At 70.6% G+C, this 14,115-nt stretch carries 11 protein-coding genes; 6 read left to right on the top strand and 5 right to left on the bottom strand.

What is annotated here, in order from left to right:
- Positions 1–125 precede the first annotated feature (125 nt).
- Together pflB and pflA are read left to right on the top strand one after the other, a co-directional pair.
- Positions 126–2,399, top strand: coding sequence for a formate C-acetyltransferase (gene pflB / locus ABIC53_RS02005; RefSeq protein WP_354450133.1), 2,274 nt, complete (start codon positions 126–128; stop codon positions 2,397–2,399).
- Between the two features lie 14 nt (positions 2,400–2,413).
- Complete coding sequence (gene pflA, locus ABIC53_RS02000; RefSeq protein WP_274179033.1) at positions 2,414–3,217, top strand: pyruvate formate-lyase-activating protein; 804 nt, start codon at positions 2,414–2,416, stop codon at positions 3,215–3,217.
- 9 nt (positions 3,218–3,226) lie between these two features.
- Here pflA and dxr read toward each other — a convergent pair whose 3' ends face one another.
- Together dxr and ABIC53_RS01990 are read right to left on the bottom strand one after the other, a co-directional pair.
- Positions 3,227–4,312: a 1-deoxy-D-xylulose-5-phosphate reductoisomerase gene (gene dxr, locus ABIC53_RS01995; RefSeq protein ID WP_354450131.1), complete on the bottom strand. Its 1,086-nt coding sequence runs from the start codon at positions 4,310–4,312 to the stop codon at positions 3,227–3,229.
- A 57-nt stretch (positions 4,313–4,369) separates the two neighbouring features.
- Positions 4,370–5,347, bottom strand: coding sequence for an FKBP-type peptidyl-prolyl cis-trans isomerase (locus tag ABIC53_RS01990; protein WP_274178787.1), 978 nt, complete (start codon positions 5,345–5,347; stop codon positions 4,370–4,372).
- A gap of 142 nt (positions 5,348–5,489) precedes the next feature.
- Here ABIC53_RS01990 and ABIC53_RS01985 point away from each other — a divergent pair, with 142 nt between their 5' ends.
- Both ABIC53_RS01985 and ABIC53_RS01980 read left to right on the top strand, forming a co-directional pair.
- Positions 5,490–6,914 carry an HNH endonuclease signature motif containing protein gene (locus ABIC53_RS01985; protein ID WP_354450129.1) on the top strand — a complete coding sequence of 475 codons (1,425 nt, stop codon included), beginning with the start codon at positions 5,490–5,492 and terminating at the stop codon, positions 6,912–6,914.
- A 125-nt stretch (positions 6,915–7,039) separates the two neighbouring features.
- Positions 7,040–7,843, top strand: coding sequence for a lysophospholipid acyltransferase family protein (locus ABIC53_RS01980; RefSeq protein WP_378719934.1), 804 nt, complete (start codon positions 7,040–7,042; stop codon positions 7,841–7,843).
- Between the two features lie 9 nt (positions 7,844–7,852).
- Here ABIC53_RS01980 and ABIC53_RS01975 read toward each other — a convergent pair whose 3' ends face one another.
- Positions 7,853–8,332, bottom strand: a complete 480-nt coding sequence (locus ABIC53_RS01975; protein WP_112617254.1) for an OsmC family protein — start codon at positions 8,330–8,332, stop codon at positions 7,853–7,855.
- 52 nt (positions 8,333–8,384) lie between these two features.
- On the opposite strand from ABIC53_RS01975, the gene ABIC53_RS01970 reads away from it, so the two are divergent.
- Complete coding sequence (locus ABIC53_RS01970) at positions 8,385–9,374, top strand: asparaginase (protein ID WP_112617255.1); 990 nt, start codon at positions 8,385–8,387, stop codon at positions 9,372–9,374.
- 34 nt (positions 9,375–9,408) lie between these two features.
- Positions 9,409–10,524, top strand: coding sequence for an alanine dehydrogenase (ald, locus tag ABIC53_RS01965; RefSeq protein WP_354450126.1), 1,116 nt, complete (start codon positions 9,409–9,411; stop codon positions 10,522–10,524).
- Here the strand turns inward: ald and ABIC53_RS01960 are convergent.
- Both ABIC53_RS01960 and ABIC53_RS01955 read right to left on the bottom strand, forming a co-directional pair.
- The gene (locus ABIC53_RS01960; RefSeq protein WP_354450124.1) at positions 10,490–13,231 is read right to left on the bottom strand and encodes an FtsK/SpoIIIE domain-containing protein; all 2,742 of its coding nucleotides are present in this window, start codon (positions 13,229–13,231) and stop codon (positions 10,490–10,492) included. The two genes, ald and ABIC53_RS01960, sit on opposite strands and share 35 nt — an antisense overlap.
- Positions 13,232–13,298: 67 nt before the next feature.
- A complete protein-coding gene (locus ABIC53_RS01955; protein WP_274178791.1) occupies positions 13,299–14,099 on the bottom strand; it encodes a PP2C family protein-serine/threonine phosphatase in 801 nt (266 codons plus the stop codon).
- Positions 14,100–14,115: the final 16 nt, after the last annotated feature.

Raw genomic sequence — 14,115 nt, 5'->3', positions numbered from 1 at the left:
CGCGTGCACGATTCCTCCACCACCTGCGGGTGCGGCGTAGCGTCGGCCACAGGCACGCCGCGGCAGGCACGACCAGCGCCTTCCCCGCTCCCCGGCGGGCCTTCCGACAGGACGAAGGACCCACGATGAGCACAGTCATCCCGACCACGACAGCACACGACGACGACGCGGTCCCCGCCGCGTGGGCGGGCTTCGCCCCGGGCCCGTGGCAGGACGACATCGACGTCCGTGACTTCATCCAGCGCAACTACGAGCCCTACACCGGTGACGCATCGTTCCTCGTGGGACCGACGGCCCGCACGACCGGGCTCTGGCAGACGCTCAGCGAGATGTTCCCGGCGGAGCGCGAGCGCGGCGTGTACGACGTCGACGCCCTCACCCCCTCGACGATCACGTCGCACGCTCCGGGCTACATCCGGCGAGAGGACGAGCTGATCGTCGGTCTGCAAACCGACGCGCCCCTCCGTCGGGCGATCATGCCGAACGGCGGATGGCGCATGGTCAAGGGCGCCCTCGAGACATACGGCTATCCGGTCGATCCGACCCTCGAGACGATCTTCACGCGGTACCGCAAGACGCACAACGACGGTGTGTTCGACGTCTACCCGCCGGCCGTCCGCCGCGCCCGCAGCAGCCACATCATCACGGGCCTTCCCGACGCCTACGGCCGCGGCCGGATCATCGGCGACTACCGCCGCGTCGCCCTGTACGGCACCGACGCACTCGTGGCGGCGAAGAACGTCGAGCGGGCGGAGCTCGACATGCACCCCTCGACGGAGAACATCCTGCGCTCGCGCGAGGAGAACGCCGAGCAGATCCGCGCCCTGCACGAGCTCGCCGAGATGGCCGCCTCGTACGGCTTCGACATCACCCGGCCCGCCGCCACCGCCCGCGAGGCGATCCAGTGGCTGTACTTCGCCTACCTCGGCGCAGTGAAGGAGCAGAACGGCGCCGCGATGAGCTTCGGGCGCAACACCGCGTTCCTCGACGCGTACATCCAGCGCGACATGGCGCGCGGCATCCTGACCGAGGCCGAGGCCCAGGAGCTCGTCGACGACCTCGTCATCAAGCTGCGCATCGTGCGATTCCTGCGCACACCCGAGTACGACGCACTGTTCTCGGGCGACCCGACCTGGGTGACCGAGTCGATCGGCGGCGTCGGCGAGGACGGACGCACGCTCGTGACCAAAACCGCCTTCCGCTTCCTGCAGACGCTCTACAACCTCGGCCCCGCACCCGAGCCCAATCTGACCGTGCTGTGGACCGACGCCCTGCCCGACGGCTTCAAGGAGTTCTGCGCGCAGGTCTCGATCGACACCTCGTCGATCCAGTACGAGTCCGACGACCACATCCGCGCACTGTGCGGCGACGACGCGGCCATCGCGTGCTGCGTCTCGCCGATGACGGTCGGCAAGCAGATGCAGTTCTTCGGGGCTCGGGTCAACCTCGCCAAGACTCTCCTGTACGCCATCAACGGCGGACGCGACGAGGTGAGCGGCAAGCAGATCGCACCGGCCGCCGCCCCCGTCTCGGGAGACGTGCTCGGGTACGACGACGTGCGCGAGCGCTTCCGGGTGATGATGGAGTGGCTCGCCGAGACGTACGTCGACGCGCTCAACTGCATCCACTTCATGCACGACAAGTACGCCTACGAGCGTCTCGAGATGGCTCTGCACGACGGCAACGTCCTGCGCACCATGGCATGCGGCATCGCGGGGCTCTCGGTCGCCGCCGACTCGCTCTCGGCCATCAAGTACGCGACCGTCGAGCCGGTGCGCGATGCGTCGGGGCTCGTCGTCGACTACCTTGTGCACGGCGACTTCCCCACTTTCGGGAACGACGACGACCGCGTCGACGAGATCGCCCGCGAGCTGGTGTCGGACTTCATGTCGATGATCCGCAAGCACCAGACGTACCGCGATGCGGTGCATACCCAGTCGGTGCTGACGATCACATCGAACGTCGTGTACGGCAAGGCCACCGGCAACACCCCCGACGGTCGCCGTGCCGGTCAGCCCTTCGCCCCGGGCGCGAACCCCATGAACGGGCGCGACACGCACGGGATGCTGGCGGCGGCACTGTCGGTCGCGAAACTGCCCTTCGACCAGGCCCAGGACGGCATCTCGCTGACCACGACGGTGACGCCGAGCGGTCTCGGGCGCACGCCCGAGGAACGGGTGCGCAACCTCGTGGGGCTGCTCGATGCGCAGATGGCGTCGGACGGCTACCACCTCAACGTCAACGTGCTGACGCGCGAGACGCTCGAGGATGCGATGGTCAATCCCGACAAGTACCCGCAGCTGACCATCCGGGTGTCCGGCTACGCGGTCAACTTCGTGCGACTGACCCGAGAGCAGCAGCTCGACGTGCTCAGCCGCACCTTCCACACGGGGGTCTGACTCCCGTGTCCGCCATCCTGGTGCCGGGCGAAGCCTGCACCGCCGATCTGAGCGATCCCCGTCATGACCGTCTCGCCGCACGACGGTCCGGGCACGTCGCGAGTGTGCACTCCTGGGAGCTCGTCACTTCCGTGGACGGCCCCGGCACCAGGATGACCCTCTTCCTCGCGGGATGCCCGCTGCGGTGCCAGTACTGCCACAACCCCGACACCTGGCGTCAGCGCGACGGCGAGCTCACCGCTCTCGACGACATCGTCGCCCGGCTGCGCCGGTACCTGCCGGTCTTCCGCGCGACGGGCGGCGGGCTCACGATCTCCGGCGGCGAGCCGCTGCAGCAGTCGGCCTTCGTCACCCGCCTGGCCCGAGCCGCCGCCGAGCTCGGGGTGCACGTCGCCATCGACACCTCCGGCAACCTCGGCCGCGCGGCATCCGATGCGCTGCTCGACGACGTCTCACTCGTCCTGCTCGACGTGAAGTCGGGCTTGCCCGACACCTATCGCGAGGTCACCGGCCGCGACCTGCAGCCGACGATCGAGTTCGGCGACCGCCTCGCGGCCCGCGGCACTCCGGTGTGGATCAGGTTCGTGCTCGTGCCCGGACTCACGGATGCCGCGGAGAACGTCGACGCCGTCGCCGACATCGTCGCCCGGTGGCAGAACGTGCAGCGGGTCGAGGTGCTGCCGTTCCATCAGATGGGTACGTCGAAGTGGGAGCGTCTGGGCATCCCCTATCCGCTCGCCGGGCGACCGACGCCGGATGCCGAGCTGCTCGCCCGGGTCCGCGGTCAGTTCGCCGCGCGAGGCCTCACCGTCTACTGACGGCGGTCGTCATCGCGTCGCACCGATCGCCCGGTCAGCGGCGTTCCGGGCCCACGACTCGGCCTCCGCGAGCGACTCCCGCGAGAGTTCGCTCGGCGGGCGGTGCGCTTCGACGACGCGCTCGACGGTCTCCACGATGCCGAGGAAGCTCAGCGCGCCCGCATGGAACGCCTCGACGGCCTGCTCGTTCGCGGCGTTGAAGACCGCCGGATAGGTTCCGCCCTCGCGACCCACGCGTTTGGCGAGGGCGACGGCCGGGAACGCGGCGTCGTCGAGCGGCTCGAAGGTCCACGCGCTCGCGCGCGTCCAGTCGAGCGGAGCGCCGACGCCCGCGACCCGGCGCGGCCAGTCGAGACCGAGCGAGATCGGCAGGCGCATGTCGGGCGGCGAGGCCTGGGCGATGGTGGACCCGTCGAGGAACTCGACCATCGAATGCACGACGGACTGGGGATGCACGACGACGTCGATGCGGTCGTACTCCACGCCGAACAGCAGGTGCGCCTCGATGACCTCGAGCCCCTTGTTGACGAGGGTCGCGGAGTTGGTGGTCACGACGCGTCCCATGTCCCACGTGGGGTGAGCGAGGGCCTGGTCCGGTGTGACGGAGGCCAGTTCGTCGCGGCGACGGCCGCGGAACGGCCCGCCGGATGCCGTGAGCACGAGCCGCCGGACCTCGTCAGGCTCGCCCGACCGCAGCGCCTGCGCGATGGCGGAGTGCTCCGAGTCGACAGGCACGATCTGACCGGGCGCGGCGAGCGACGCGACGAGCTCGCCGCCGACGATGAGAGATTCCTTGTTCGCCAGCGCGAGGGTGCGGCCCGACTCCAGGGCGGCCAGGGTCGGGCCCAGCCCGACCGACCCCGTGATGCCGTTGAGCACGACATCGGCCTCGACGTCACGGACGAGACGTTCCGCGTCGGCCGCACCGAGTGCGGTGTGGGTCACACCGAACCGCGCCGCCTGCTCTTCCAGCATCCGAGCGTTCGAGCCCGCGGCGAGTCCCACGACCTCGAACCGGTCTCGACGGGAGTCGATGACGTCGAGCGCCTGCGTTCCGATCGAGCCGGTGGAGCCGAGGATGAGGACGCGACGCATGCCGTCAGCCTAGGTGCTGCGGGTGTGCCGGTTTAGTTGCCGCGGCGGTGGGTGACCTCAGCCCGCGGCGGGGGCCGGGGTGCGCTGGACGCCGAGGATGTCGACGACGAAGATGAGCGTCTCGTTCTGGAGCTCGCTGCCCTCCTGCGCACCGTAACCCGCGGCCGGCGGGATGACGACGAGCACCTGCGAGCCGACCTGCTGCCCCTCGAGCGCCTGCTGGAAGCCGGCGACGACCTTATTCGTCTCGAACGCTGCGGGCTGGCCGCGGTCCCAGCTCGAGTCGAACACCGAGCCGTCCGACCACTTCACGCCGGTGTACTGCACGAACGCGGTGTCACCGGGCTGGATGGTGGCGCCGTCACCGGTCTTGAGGTTGGCCAGCTGCACCTCGGTCGGCGCGTCCGTGCCGGGGAGGGTGATGGTGGGGGCGCCGTTGTCGGCCAGGGCGACGGTCGGCATTCCGTCGACGGGGGCCTGGTCGGCGCCGTCGGCTCGCGTCGGAAGCTTCTCGACCCCCTCGGCGACGACGACCACTGATGTCCGATCCTGACCGAAGGCCGAGCCGGGGATCGCGAGGGCGGCGGTCGAGCCGAGCGGCGCGCATTCGAGAGCCGCGACGAACACCGAGTACTGCTGCGGGTCGAGCAGCACCGGCACAAGACCGGAGTCATCGGGAGAGGTGTCGCGCGACTGCTCGAGCAGCTCGCCCGTCGCGCCGTCGTAGATCGCGTAGGAGCCGGAGACGAGATCGCCCGAGACGAGGTCCTCGCCGTCGCCGCGAGTCGTGAGCGTCCGCTCGATCTCGGCGGGCTCGAGGCCCGGATTGACCTTCGCCGTGAGCTCGGGTGCGGACCCCGAGACCTCGATGCTGTCGGAGGACTCCCCCGGCTGGGCGTTCACGAGGCACTGCTCCGACGCACCGGAGGCGTTCGGGCTGGGCGACTCGGTGGCCGTGTCACCGCTCGCGCAACCGGCGAGCGCAAGCGCCGAGACGGCGACGACGGACAGGGCGGCGAACGGGCGCAGACGCACGGAAGAACCTCTTCGATCGGGGGTGGGAGCTCTCATCCTCTCGCACGAGCATCGGTGTGCGCTGAGAGCGGCGGATGCACGTGCCCCTTCGGGCTGTGGAGAACCGCGGGGCGATGTCGGAGGTCCGTGGGAATATTAGAACATGCATTCGAATGGCGGGTTGAGCGGCGGGATGGGCAATGACGCAGACGTCGATGCGCTCGCGGAGCTGGTCGCGGATGCCGAAGGAGCGGCGGACGTCGTTCGGGCTGGTCAGGTGCGTGAGGTTCGGGTGCTCGCCGCGGCCTCGGTGCTCGCGGAGAAGCAGGCCGCGGGCGCGTCCGAGAAGGTCAAGGCGCGCGAGATGGCGCTGCGGGGGATCGCGGCGGAGCTCGCCGGGGTGTTCGTCGCGACCGACCGGACGTTGCAGCGCCGCATCGACGAGGCCCGGGATCTGGTCGACAACTTCCCGCTGGCGATGGCCGCGTGGGAGGACGGGCGCATCGTCCGCGGGCATGTGCGGGTGATTCAGGAGGTCGGATGCCTCGTGCCCGCAGAGGGCCGGGCGGAGTTCGAACGCGCCGCGATCGAGAAGTGCGAGGGCGAGACGCCCAACCGGGTGCGCGAAGCGCTGCGGATGCTGGCGGAGCGGATCAACCCGCGGACGTTCACCGAGCGGCACGAAGACGCCGCCGCGGGGCGGTGCGTGCGGGTGCAGCCCGGGCCGGATGGGATGTCGGACCTGATCGCGACGCTGCCGACCGTGATCGCCGACGGAATCGTGGACCGGCTGACGCGCCAGGCCCGGGAGATCATCAATGCGCGGGTGCAGGGCGACGCGGCGGGTGGCGCGGGCGCCCCCGAAGCACGAGCCGACGTCCCTGACGCGCGAACCGACGCGAGCGGTGGCGCGCTCCATGCCGATACGACGATTTGCGACGGGTCGTCGTTCGTCGACGATGCCCGCACGATCGATCAGGTGCGCGCCGATGTGTTCTCCGACCTGCTCCTCGCCGGCTCGCCGACCCTCGACCCGACTGGCACCGGTGACGGGAACGGAACCCTCGGGGCGATCCGCGCGCACGTGCAGGTCGCGGTATCGGCACTCACGCTGATGGGTCAGGACGAGGGGCCGGCTGACCTGGCCGGCCGCTCCCCCATCGATGCCGCCACTGCACGTGAGCTCGCGGGCAACGCGACCGCGTGGGATCGGTTGATGACCGACCCGGTCACGGGAACCGTGCTCGAGTGCGACAGCTACCGGCCCACCGCCGCCATGGTCAGGCTGCTGCGGGCCCGTGATCGGCACTGCCGATTCCCCGGATGCCGGCAACCCGCCATCCGCTGCGAACTCGACCACACCATCGCCGCATCCGACGGCGGTGCCACCCACGTGTGCAATCTCGCCAACCTCTGCAAACGCCATCACGACGTCAAACACCACACCCGATGGCGAGTACGACAACTCCCCGGCGGACGGCTGATCTGGACATCACCGACGGGGCGGGTCTACCGCGAGGACGCACCACCACCGCTCGTCGCCTTCACCGTCGCGGCTCCGCCCGGACCGGGAGTTCCGCCATTCTGACGAGTCCACCCTTCGACGCGCGCTCCGCGAGTTCGGCCCGCTCCGCGAGTTCGGCGCGCGCGCTCGGCGGGTGCGCGCGCTGGGACAACATGTCCACGGAGTTATGCGTTCCGCAGTAGCCTCGTCTGGTGAACGCTGACGCAACCGAGCCGCAGTCCGGCGAGCCCGGCGAGCACGAAGAAGCCGCAGCCGCCGTCGAAGCCGTTCCCGGAATCGGTCTCACCTACGTGATCGGCCGCTGGGTGCTCGCGCCGCTGGCGCGCATGCTCTACCGCCCGCGCATCGAGGGCCGCGAGAACTTCCCTCGCAAGGGCGCCGTCATCCTCGCGAGCAACCATCTCTCGTTCATCGACTCCTTCGTCATCCCGATGGCCTCGCCGCGTCCGGTGCGGTTCCTGGCGAAGTCGAGCTACTTCGACGGCACCGGTTTCCGCGGGTGGCTCTCGCGCGAGTTCTTCTACGCCGCCGGCGCGTTCCCGGTCCGGCGCGGTGCCGGCCAGGCTGCGCTGGATGCCCTGGATCAGCAGAAGAAGATGCTCGACGCGGGATGGTCGACGGCTCTCTACCCGGAAGGCACGCGGTCACTCGACGGCCGCCTGTACAAGGGCCGCACCGGGGTCGCCTTCCTGGCTCTGCAGACCGGCGCACCGGTCATCCCCGTCGGACTGATCGGCACGAGCGAGATCATGCCCGTCGGCGCCAAGTTCCCGCGGTTGCGCCCACGCGTCACCGTGCGATTCGGCGAGCCGCTCGACCTCAGCCACCACGGGTCGGCGGATTCCGGTCGCGCGCGCCGCAATGCCACCGACGAGATCATGGCCGCGATCCACGCCCTGTCGGGTCAGGAGCTCGCCGGCGCCTACAACGAGGCCCCGCCGCAGAACGCCGTCGAACGGATCAAGCAGGCCCTGCCCCACGAGCGCCGCTGACGCAGCGAATCATCCCTCGCCCGACACGACGATCGTCGGCTCGTGCCGGACCGGGAAGTTCACCGAGTTCGCGATGAAGCACCATTCGTTCGCCTGCGCGTGCGCCGCGATGGCTGCTTCGCGCATCGACTCCTCAGCGACGACGACGCGGGGCCGCAGAACGACCTCCGTGAACGCACCGCCGCCACGCCCGTCTTCGCGCATCATCCCGGTGGCGTCGTCCGTGTACTCGACGACGACGACGCCGGTCGTCACGCAGGCGTGCAGATACGACAGCAGGTGGCACTCGGAGAGCGCCGAGAGCAGAAGATCCTCCGGATTCCACCGGCTCGGGTCTCCGCGGAAGGGCTTATCGCTCGACGCGGCGAGGGGCGGCTTGCCCTCGATGCTCAACGTCACGGCCCGGTCATAGTCCCGGTAGCCGCTCGTCCCGGTGCCGCGGTTGCCGGTCCACTCAGCCCGCACGGAGTAGTGATGCTCACCCAACATGCGGACAGTCTGGCACGCGGCATCGCGGGGTCCGCGACGGTAGGCTGTCGGGGTGCCGCAGACCTTCGCCGTTCCCGCCGCTGTCGAGCTCGCGGTCGTCGAGCGCAGCGGTTTCATCGAGTCGCGACATGCCGGTGCAGCGGTCGTCCTGGGCGCCGACGGCGCACCGATCCGCACCCTCGGCGACGTCGACGCCCCGATCCTGCCGCGCTCGACGCTCAAGCCCCTCCAAGCCCTCGCCAGCCTGACCGCCGGGGCCTCTCTCGAGGGTGAGCGACTCGGCCTGGCGACGGCCAGCCACTCCGGCACCGACCGGCATGTCTCCGTCGTCCGAGGCATCCTCAACGACGTCGGGCTGGGCGAGGACGACCTCGGCTGCCCTCCCGCCTGGCCGGGCGACACCGCGACGCGCGACGAGATGGTCCGCGAACTCGGCTCCCCCACCCGCATCCGGATGAACTGCTCCGGCAAGCACGCCGCGATGCTGGCTGCCTGCGTCGCGAGCGGATGGGACACCACCACCTACCTCGACCCCGACCACCCGCTTCAGGTTCACACCCGCGAGGTCATCGAGCGACTCACCGGCACCAAGGCGTCGGCGATGGCGATCGACGGCTGCGGCGCCCCCGTCTACGCGATGAGCCTCATCGCGCTCGGACGCGCTATCCAGCGCATCGGCACCGCGAGCGAGCGGTCGCCCTTCGCGCTGCACCGCATGGCCGGCGCCCTCGTCCGAGCAGTTCGCGAGAACCCGTGGACGATCGACGGCCCCGGCCGGCCCGACACCGTCGCGATCGAGCGCCTCGGCGTCTTCGCGAAGACCGGTGCCGAGGGTGTGCTCGTGATGGTGGCCCCCGACGGCACCACCGTGGCCCTGAAGGTGCTCGACGGCAACGGGAGAGCCGCGACGGCGATCGCACTCACGCTCCTCGTGAAGGCCGGTGCGCTCGAAGCGGCGCCGGTGGCCCGCGTGATCTCTCATCTTCCGCTGACCGTGCTCGGCGGCGGACAGAACGTCGGCATCATCCGGCCGACGGTGTAGCGGCTCCTCACGAGGGAGCGCAGAAAGGACTGCCATGCGCATCAGCGTTCCCACCGAGGTCAAGAACAACGAGTACCGCGTCGCCCTCACCCCCGCAGGCGTGCACGACCTGGTCGTCGCAGGCCATGAGGTCTTCGTCCAGCGCGGGGCCGGCGAAGGATCGTCGCTTCCCGACTCCGAGTATGCCGACGCCGGCGCGGTGCTCCTCGACGACCCCGACGAGGTCTGGGCACGCGCGGAGCTGCTGCTGAAGGTCAAGGAGCCGATCGCGAGCGAGTACCACCGCTTCCGCGACGACCTCGTGTTGTTCACCTACCTGCATCTTGCAGCCGACCGTCCGCTCACCGACCGGCTCATGGAAAGCGGCATGACCGCCATCGCCTACGAGACGGTGCAGTTGCCCGGCGGGGGCCTGCCGCTCCTCGCCCCGATGAGCGAAGTGGCCGGCCGCCTCGCCCCGATGGTGGGGGCCTCAACCTTGCTGCGCTCCGCCGGGGGCCTCGGACTGCTGATGTCCGGCGTTCCCGGAACCCGGCCCGCCGCGGTGACGGTCATCGGCGGCGGGGTCGCCGGGGCCAACGCGGCGTACATCGCGGCGGGTCTCGGGTCGGACGTCACGATCTTCGACACCAACATCCAGCGTCTCCGCTTCCTCGACGATCACTTCCAGGGGCGCGTCAAGACCGCGGCATCCAACCCGCTCGATCTCGAACGTGCGGTCGTGGCATCCGATCTCGTGATCGGCTCGGTGCTCATCCCCGGGGCGAAGGCTCCCAAACTGGTGCGCAACGAGACCGTCGCACGGATGCGGCCGGGCTCGGTGCTCGTCGACATCGCGGTCGACCAGGGAGGCTGCTTCGAGGACACGCGACCGACGACCCACGCCGACCCGACTTTCCGCGTGCACGACACCGTGTTCTACTGCGTCGCCAACATGCCGGGCGCCGTGCCGAATACCTCGACATCCGCGCTCACCAACGCGACGTTGCCCTACGTCCGGCAGATCGCCCGCCACGGCTGGCGCGTTGCCCTGCGGGCAGACGGCGCCCTGGCCGCCGGATTGAACACCGCCGGAGGCCACGTCGTCAACTCCGGCGTCGCGGCGGCGCACGGCATCACCGCGGGGTCGTTGGATGACGCGCTGAGCTGAGGGGCAGCACCACCCGCCGGACCCGATCCGTCCGCGTGTCGATGACCCAGGCGCGGCCGCGCCCGGGAGCGGCGTACGGCAGCAGATCTCTGTTGCCGGTCAGAAGCCGCACCTCCCCCACGCACGAGGCATCGATGACGAGCTGGCATCGGGTCTGCGCGGCGGTCGCCGCTGCGCGCCACCGACCGATCCAGGCGTCCGGGGTGCCCCAGACCACCCTCCTCGACCGCAGCGACGTCGTCTGCTCGACGGTCGCGATCTCGAAGCCCCGACGATTCCAATGCTCCAGCGCGGCACGCGTGGCGGCGGTGGGCGGCGCGACGAACGCCGTGGCGTGGCGCGGCTCGAACACGTCGGGCGGCCGGGCCCGCTCCCGCGCGGGGTCGAACGCTCCGGCGTCCGCGAACTGCACGAGTATGCCGCGCCACCTCCCGCGGCCCGCTGGGGCCGTCGGGTCATGGTGAGCCCCCTCACCGCCGAAGGCGACATGCTCCGACCGGGACACGGCGGCGAGCACGGCGCGATCGGGAAGCTGGTCGACGATCCTGCCGACGGCGCCGGTCATCCGCTGTGCAGAGCAGATGAACTGAACGCCACGCGACCGCGAGTCGCGCGCCACACGTTCCAGGATCGCCGCGGCGGCGGCGCTGTAGTCATCCGGCAGCCTCGCCAGCACACGGTCGAGATCGTCGACGACGATGAGCCACCCCGGCGGGATGTCGTCGAGTCCGACGATGACGTCCCACGCGGCCTCGAGATCGTCGGGCAGCCAGCACACCCGATCGTGGGGCACCTGGGCAGCGATGGTCCGGAGCACCGTCGTGCGCCCGGCTCCGGCTCGTCCGAGCACCGCCACCCCCGGCGCTCCAGGGTCCAGCGTCACCGCACGTTGACGCTGCGCATCCGGCTCGTCGGCCAGACCGAGCACCACGGACCCCTCGCCCCGCAGGTCGGCGAGCGCGACGCGATCCGGCAAGGGCGGCAACCAGGGCCGACGCGCGGGGGCCGCACCCGCCGCGGCTCGCGCGATCGACTCGATGGCCGGCAACGGGCACCGGCTCACCCGAATCACGTGCGGATGGACATCAGCCGGACGCATCACCAGCGCGGTCCCGCGCTCGTCGCGGCCGCCGGGAAGCATGGCGGCGTCGCCCGAACCGAGCACGGCGCGCGAATCCGCGACGTCGGTCACGCGAAGCGCGACCCGCAACGGTGCGTTCGCGAGCACCGCCTCACGGAAGCCCGCAGCACGCTGGGTCGCGAGCACGAGGTGCATCCCGAGTGCGCGGCCTCGAGCGGCGATGTCGGCGAAGACATCGTGCATCGCGGGGTGTGTCGAGGTGAGCGCGGCGTATTCGTCGACGACGACGACCAATCGCGGCAGAGCGTCCGGCACATCCGCGATGTCGCGGGCCCGGAGGCCGGCGAGAACGCGCTCGCGACGGCGCACCTCCGCGGTGAGGCTCTCGATCGCGCGCACCGCGTTGCGCTCGTCGAGATCCGTCACGACGCCGGTCACGTGGGGCAGCGACGCGAGGGCATCGAAAGCCCGACCTCCCTTGAAGTCGATGAGCAGGAAATTCACCCGCTCGGGCGGCAGACTCCGCGCGAGCGCGGCGATCCACGTCACGAGCAGTTCGCTCTTGCCGCTGCCCGTGACCCCCACCACGACGGCGTGCGGCCCGTCGTCGACCAGGTCGATCGCCAGCGGGCCGTCGGGCCCCGCCCCGAGGACGGCAGCGAGGCCGGCCCCTCCGACGACGGGGAGATCATCGAATGACGGAGGTGCCGCCGCGTCACCACCCATCGCCTCCGCGCGCTCCCGCAGCAGGGCGGTCACCGCAGCAGCCTGCTCCCGTCCGAGCGGCTCCGGACGGATCGGCCGCGACGAACCGCTGTACGCGAGCACCGCCGCGTCGGCGTCCCCCACGCGGAGCACGGCCGCACACTGCGGCGGCGGTGCGCCGGAGCCCGCGGAGACGATGACGATGTCGGCATCGGCAGGCGGCACCCCGGTCCCCCACCACAGGCGCCGGCCGCCCGGAGTCGATGCGTGCGGGAGGTCACGGGCCCAGTCCTCAGCGGCGCCGACCACCCACACCTCACCGGACGGGTGGACGAGGCAGATCTGCATCACGAGAGCGCGCGCGATCGCCGCTGCCGCCGCAGCCGGTCCGACGACGGCTACTCCTGCAGTCAGTGGGATCGTGACCGGTGCATCTCGGAGCACCCCTGCGGCATGCCGGAGCTCCGGCGTCGGCTCGCCCTCGATCCGCACACACGACCGCGCATCACCCGCTCCCATCACGAGCACATCGCGTACCGCCCTCGGGCGCCACAGCTCGTCGGGGTCGTCGAGCAGCCGCGCGACATCCGGCGTGGCACGCCAGAGCTCCGCGCGCTCGAGCGCGTGCCGCTCGTCGACCTCGAGGCGCGCTCTGTGCATGCTCGCCGCTGCGTGCTTCGCGGCCCGCCGCCGCTCCCGCCGCGCGACGCGTGCAGAATCGAGCATGGTGGCGGTGGCTACGAGAGGACCGAGCGCAGCGAACCAGAGCACCGTCGGCGAGCCGGTCACCTGCCACAGGATCACCGCCCCGGCGATGGGGACCACCACCGCCCACAGCGGAAAGGATGATCGCCGCGCCTGCGTCTGCGTCAGCGACGTGGACAGCCGGATGGGGTCGTCGAGTCGGGCTGAGGAGTGCACGCACCCCAGTCAAGCGATGACGAGACGCCGCCGGAGAGGCGCCACGGCCCGCGGTGGAGGATCGGGCTCAGCCCTGGTCCGGGGAGGAGTCGTCGTTCGAAGCACGCACGTGCGCGTCGAGCACGATGACCGTGACGTTGTCACGACCCCCGTTCTCCAGCGCCGCCGTCATCATCGCCGACACAGCCGCCGCCGGATCGGCGTTCTCGAGCAGGAAGTGCAGGATGCCGTAGTCCGTGAGCTCTTTCGTGAGCCCGTCGCTGCAGATCACGAAGCGATCGCCGTCGACGACATCGAGGCGAACGTAGTCGGGGGTGACTCCGTCGCTCGGCCCGACGGCGCGGGTGATGACGTTCCCGTACGGGTGCTGCTCCGCCTCTTCGGGGCTGAGGCGGCCGGCCGCCACGAGCTCCTGCACCACGGAGTGATCCGTCGTGACCTGGGCGATCGCCTGGTCGCGCAACAGGTACACCCGCGAGTCGCCGATGTTCAACGTCGTCCACTGCGGTTCGCCGTCGACGATGTCGAGGTACACGCCGGTGACGGTCGTTCCCGTTCCGTCATCCGTCGTCTCGGGGTGATCCGCGATGTCTCCGACGGCGCGCTCGAGGGCCTCTTCGATGTCTTCGGGAGTCACCACTCCGCGCTCGGCGACACCACGGAGCCGGTCGACGGCGCTCGCGCTCGCGATCTCGCCGCCGATATGTCCGCCCATGCCGTCTGCGACGATGAACAGCGGATACTGCGCGAGGACGGCGTCCTGGTTGCTGTCGCGGCGGCGTCCGGTGTCGGTCGCGGCGGCCCACCGGAGTTCGATCGCACCGGACGGGACGTCCACGATCCGGGATTGGGTCGTGGGGTCGGGCACGCTGTCACTCTTCTTT

The organism is Microbacterium sp. 1262, from assembly GCF_040544895.1.
Classification (GTDB): Bacteria; Actinomycetota; Actinomycetes; order Actinomycetales; family Microbacteriaceae; genus Microbacterium; species Microbacterium plantarum.
Note: the sequence above shows the minus strand (reverse complement) of the source record. Positions and strands in the feature narration are given on the sequence as shown.

Excerpts from the sequence above, each read along its gene's own strand:
- pflB (WP_354450133.1), top strand. The coding sequence starts at position 126 with ATGAGCACAGTCATCCCGACCACGACAGCACACGACGACGACGCGGTC.
- dxr (WP_354450131.1), bottom strand. The coding sequence starts at position 4,312 with ATGCGTCGCGTCCTCATCCTCGGCTCCACCGGCTCGATCGGAACGCAG.
- ABIC53_RS01985 (WP_354450129.1), top strand. The coding sequence starts at position 5,490 with ATGCATTCGAATGGCGGGTTGAGCGGCGGGATGGGCAATGACGCAGAC.
- ABIC53_RS01975 (WP_112617254.1), bottom strand. The coding sequence starts at position 8,332 with ATGTTGGGTGAGCATCACTACTCCGTGCGGGCTGAGTGGACCGGCAAC.
- ald (WP_354450126.1), top strand. The coding sequence starts at position 9,409 with ATGCGCATCAGCGTTCCCACCGAGGTCAAGAACAACGAGTACCGCGTC.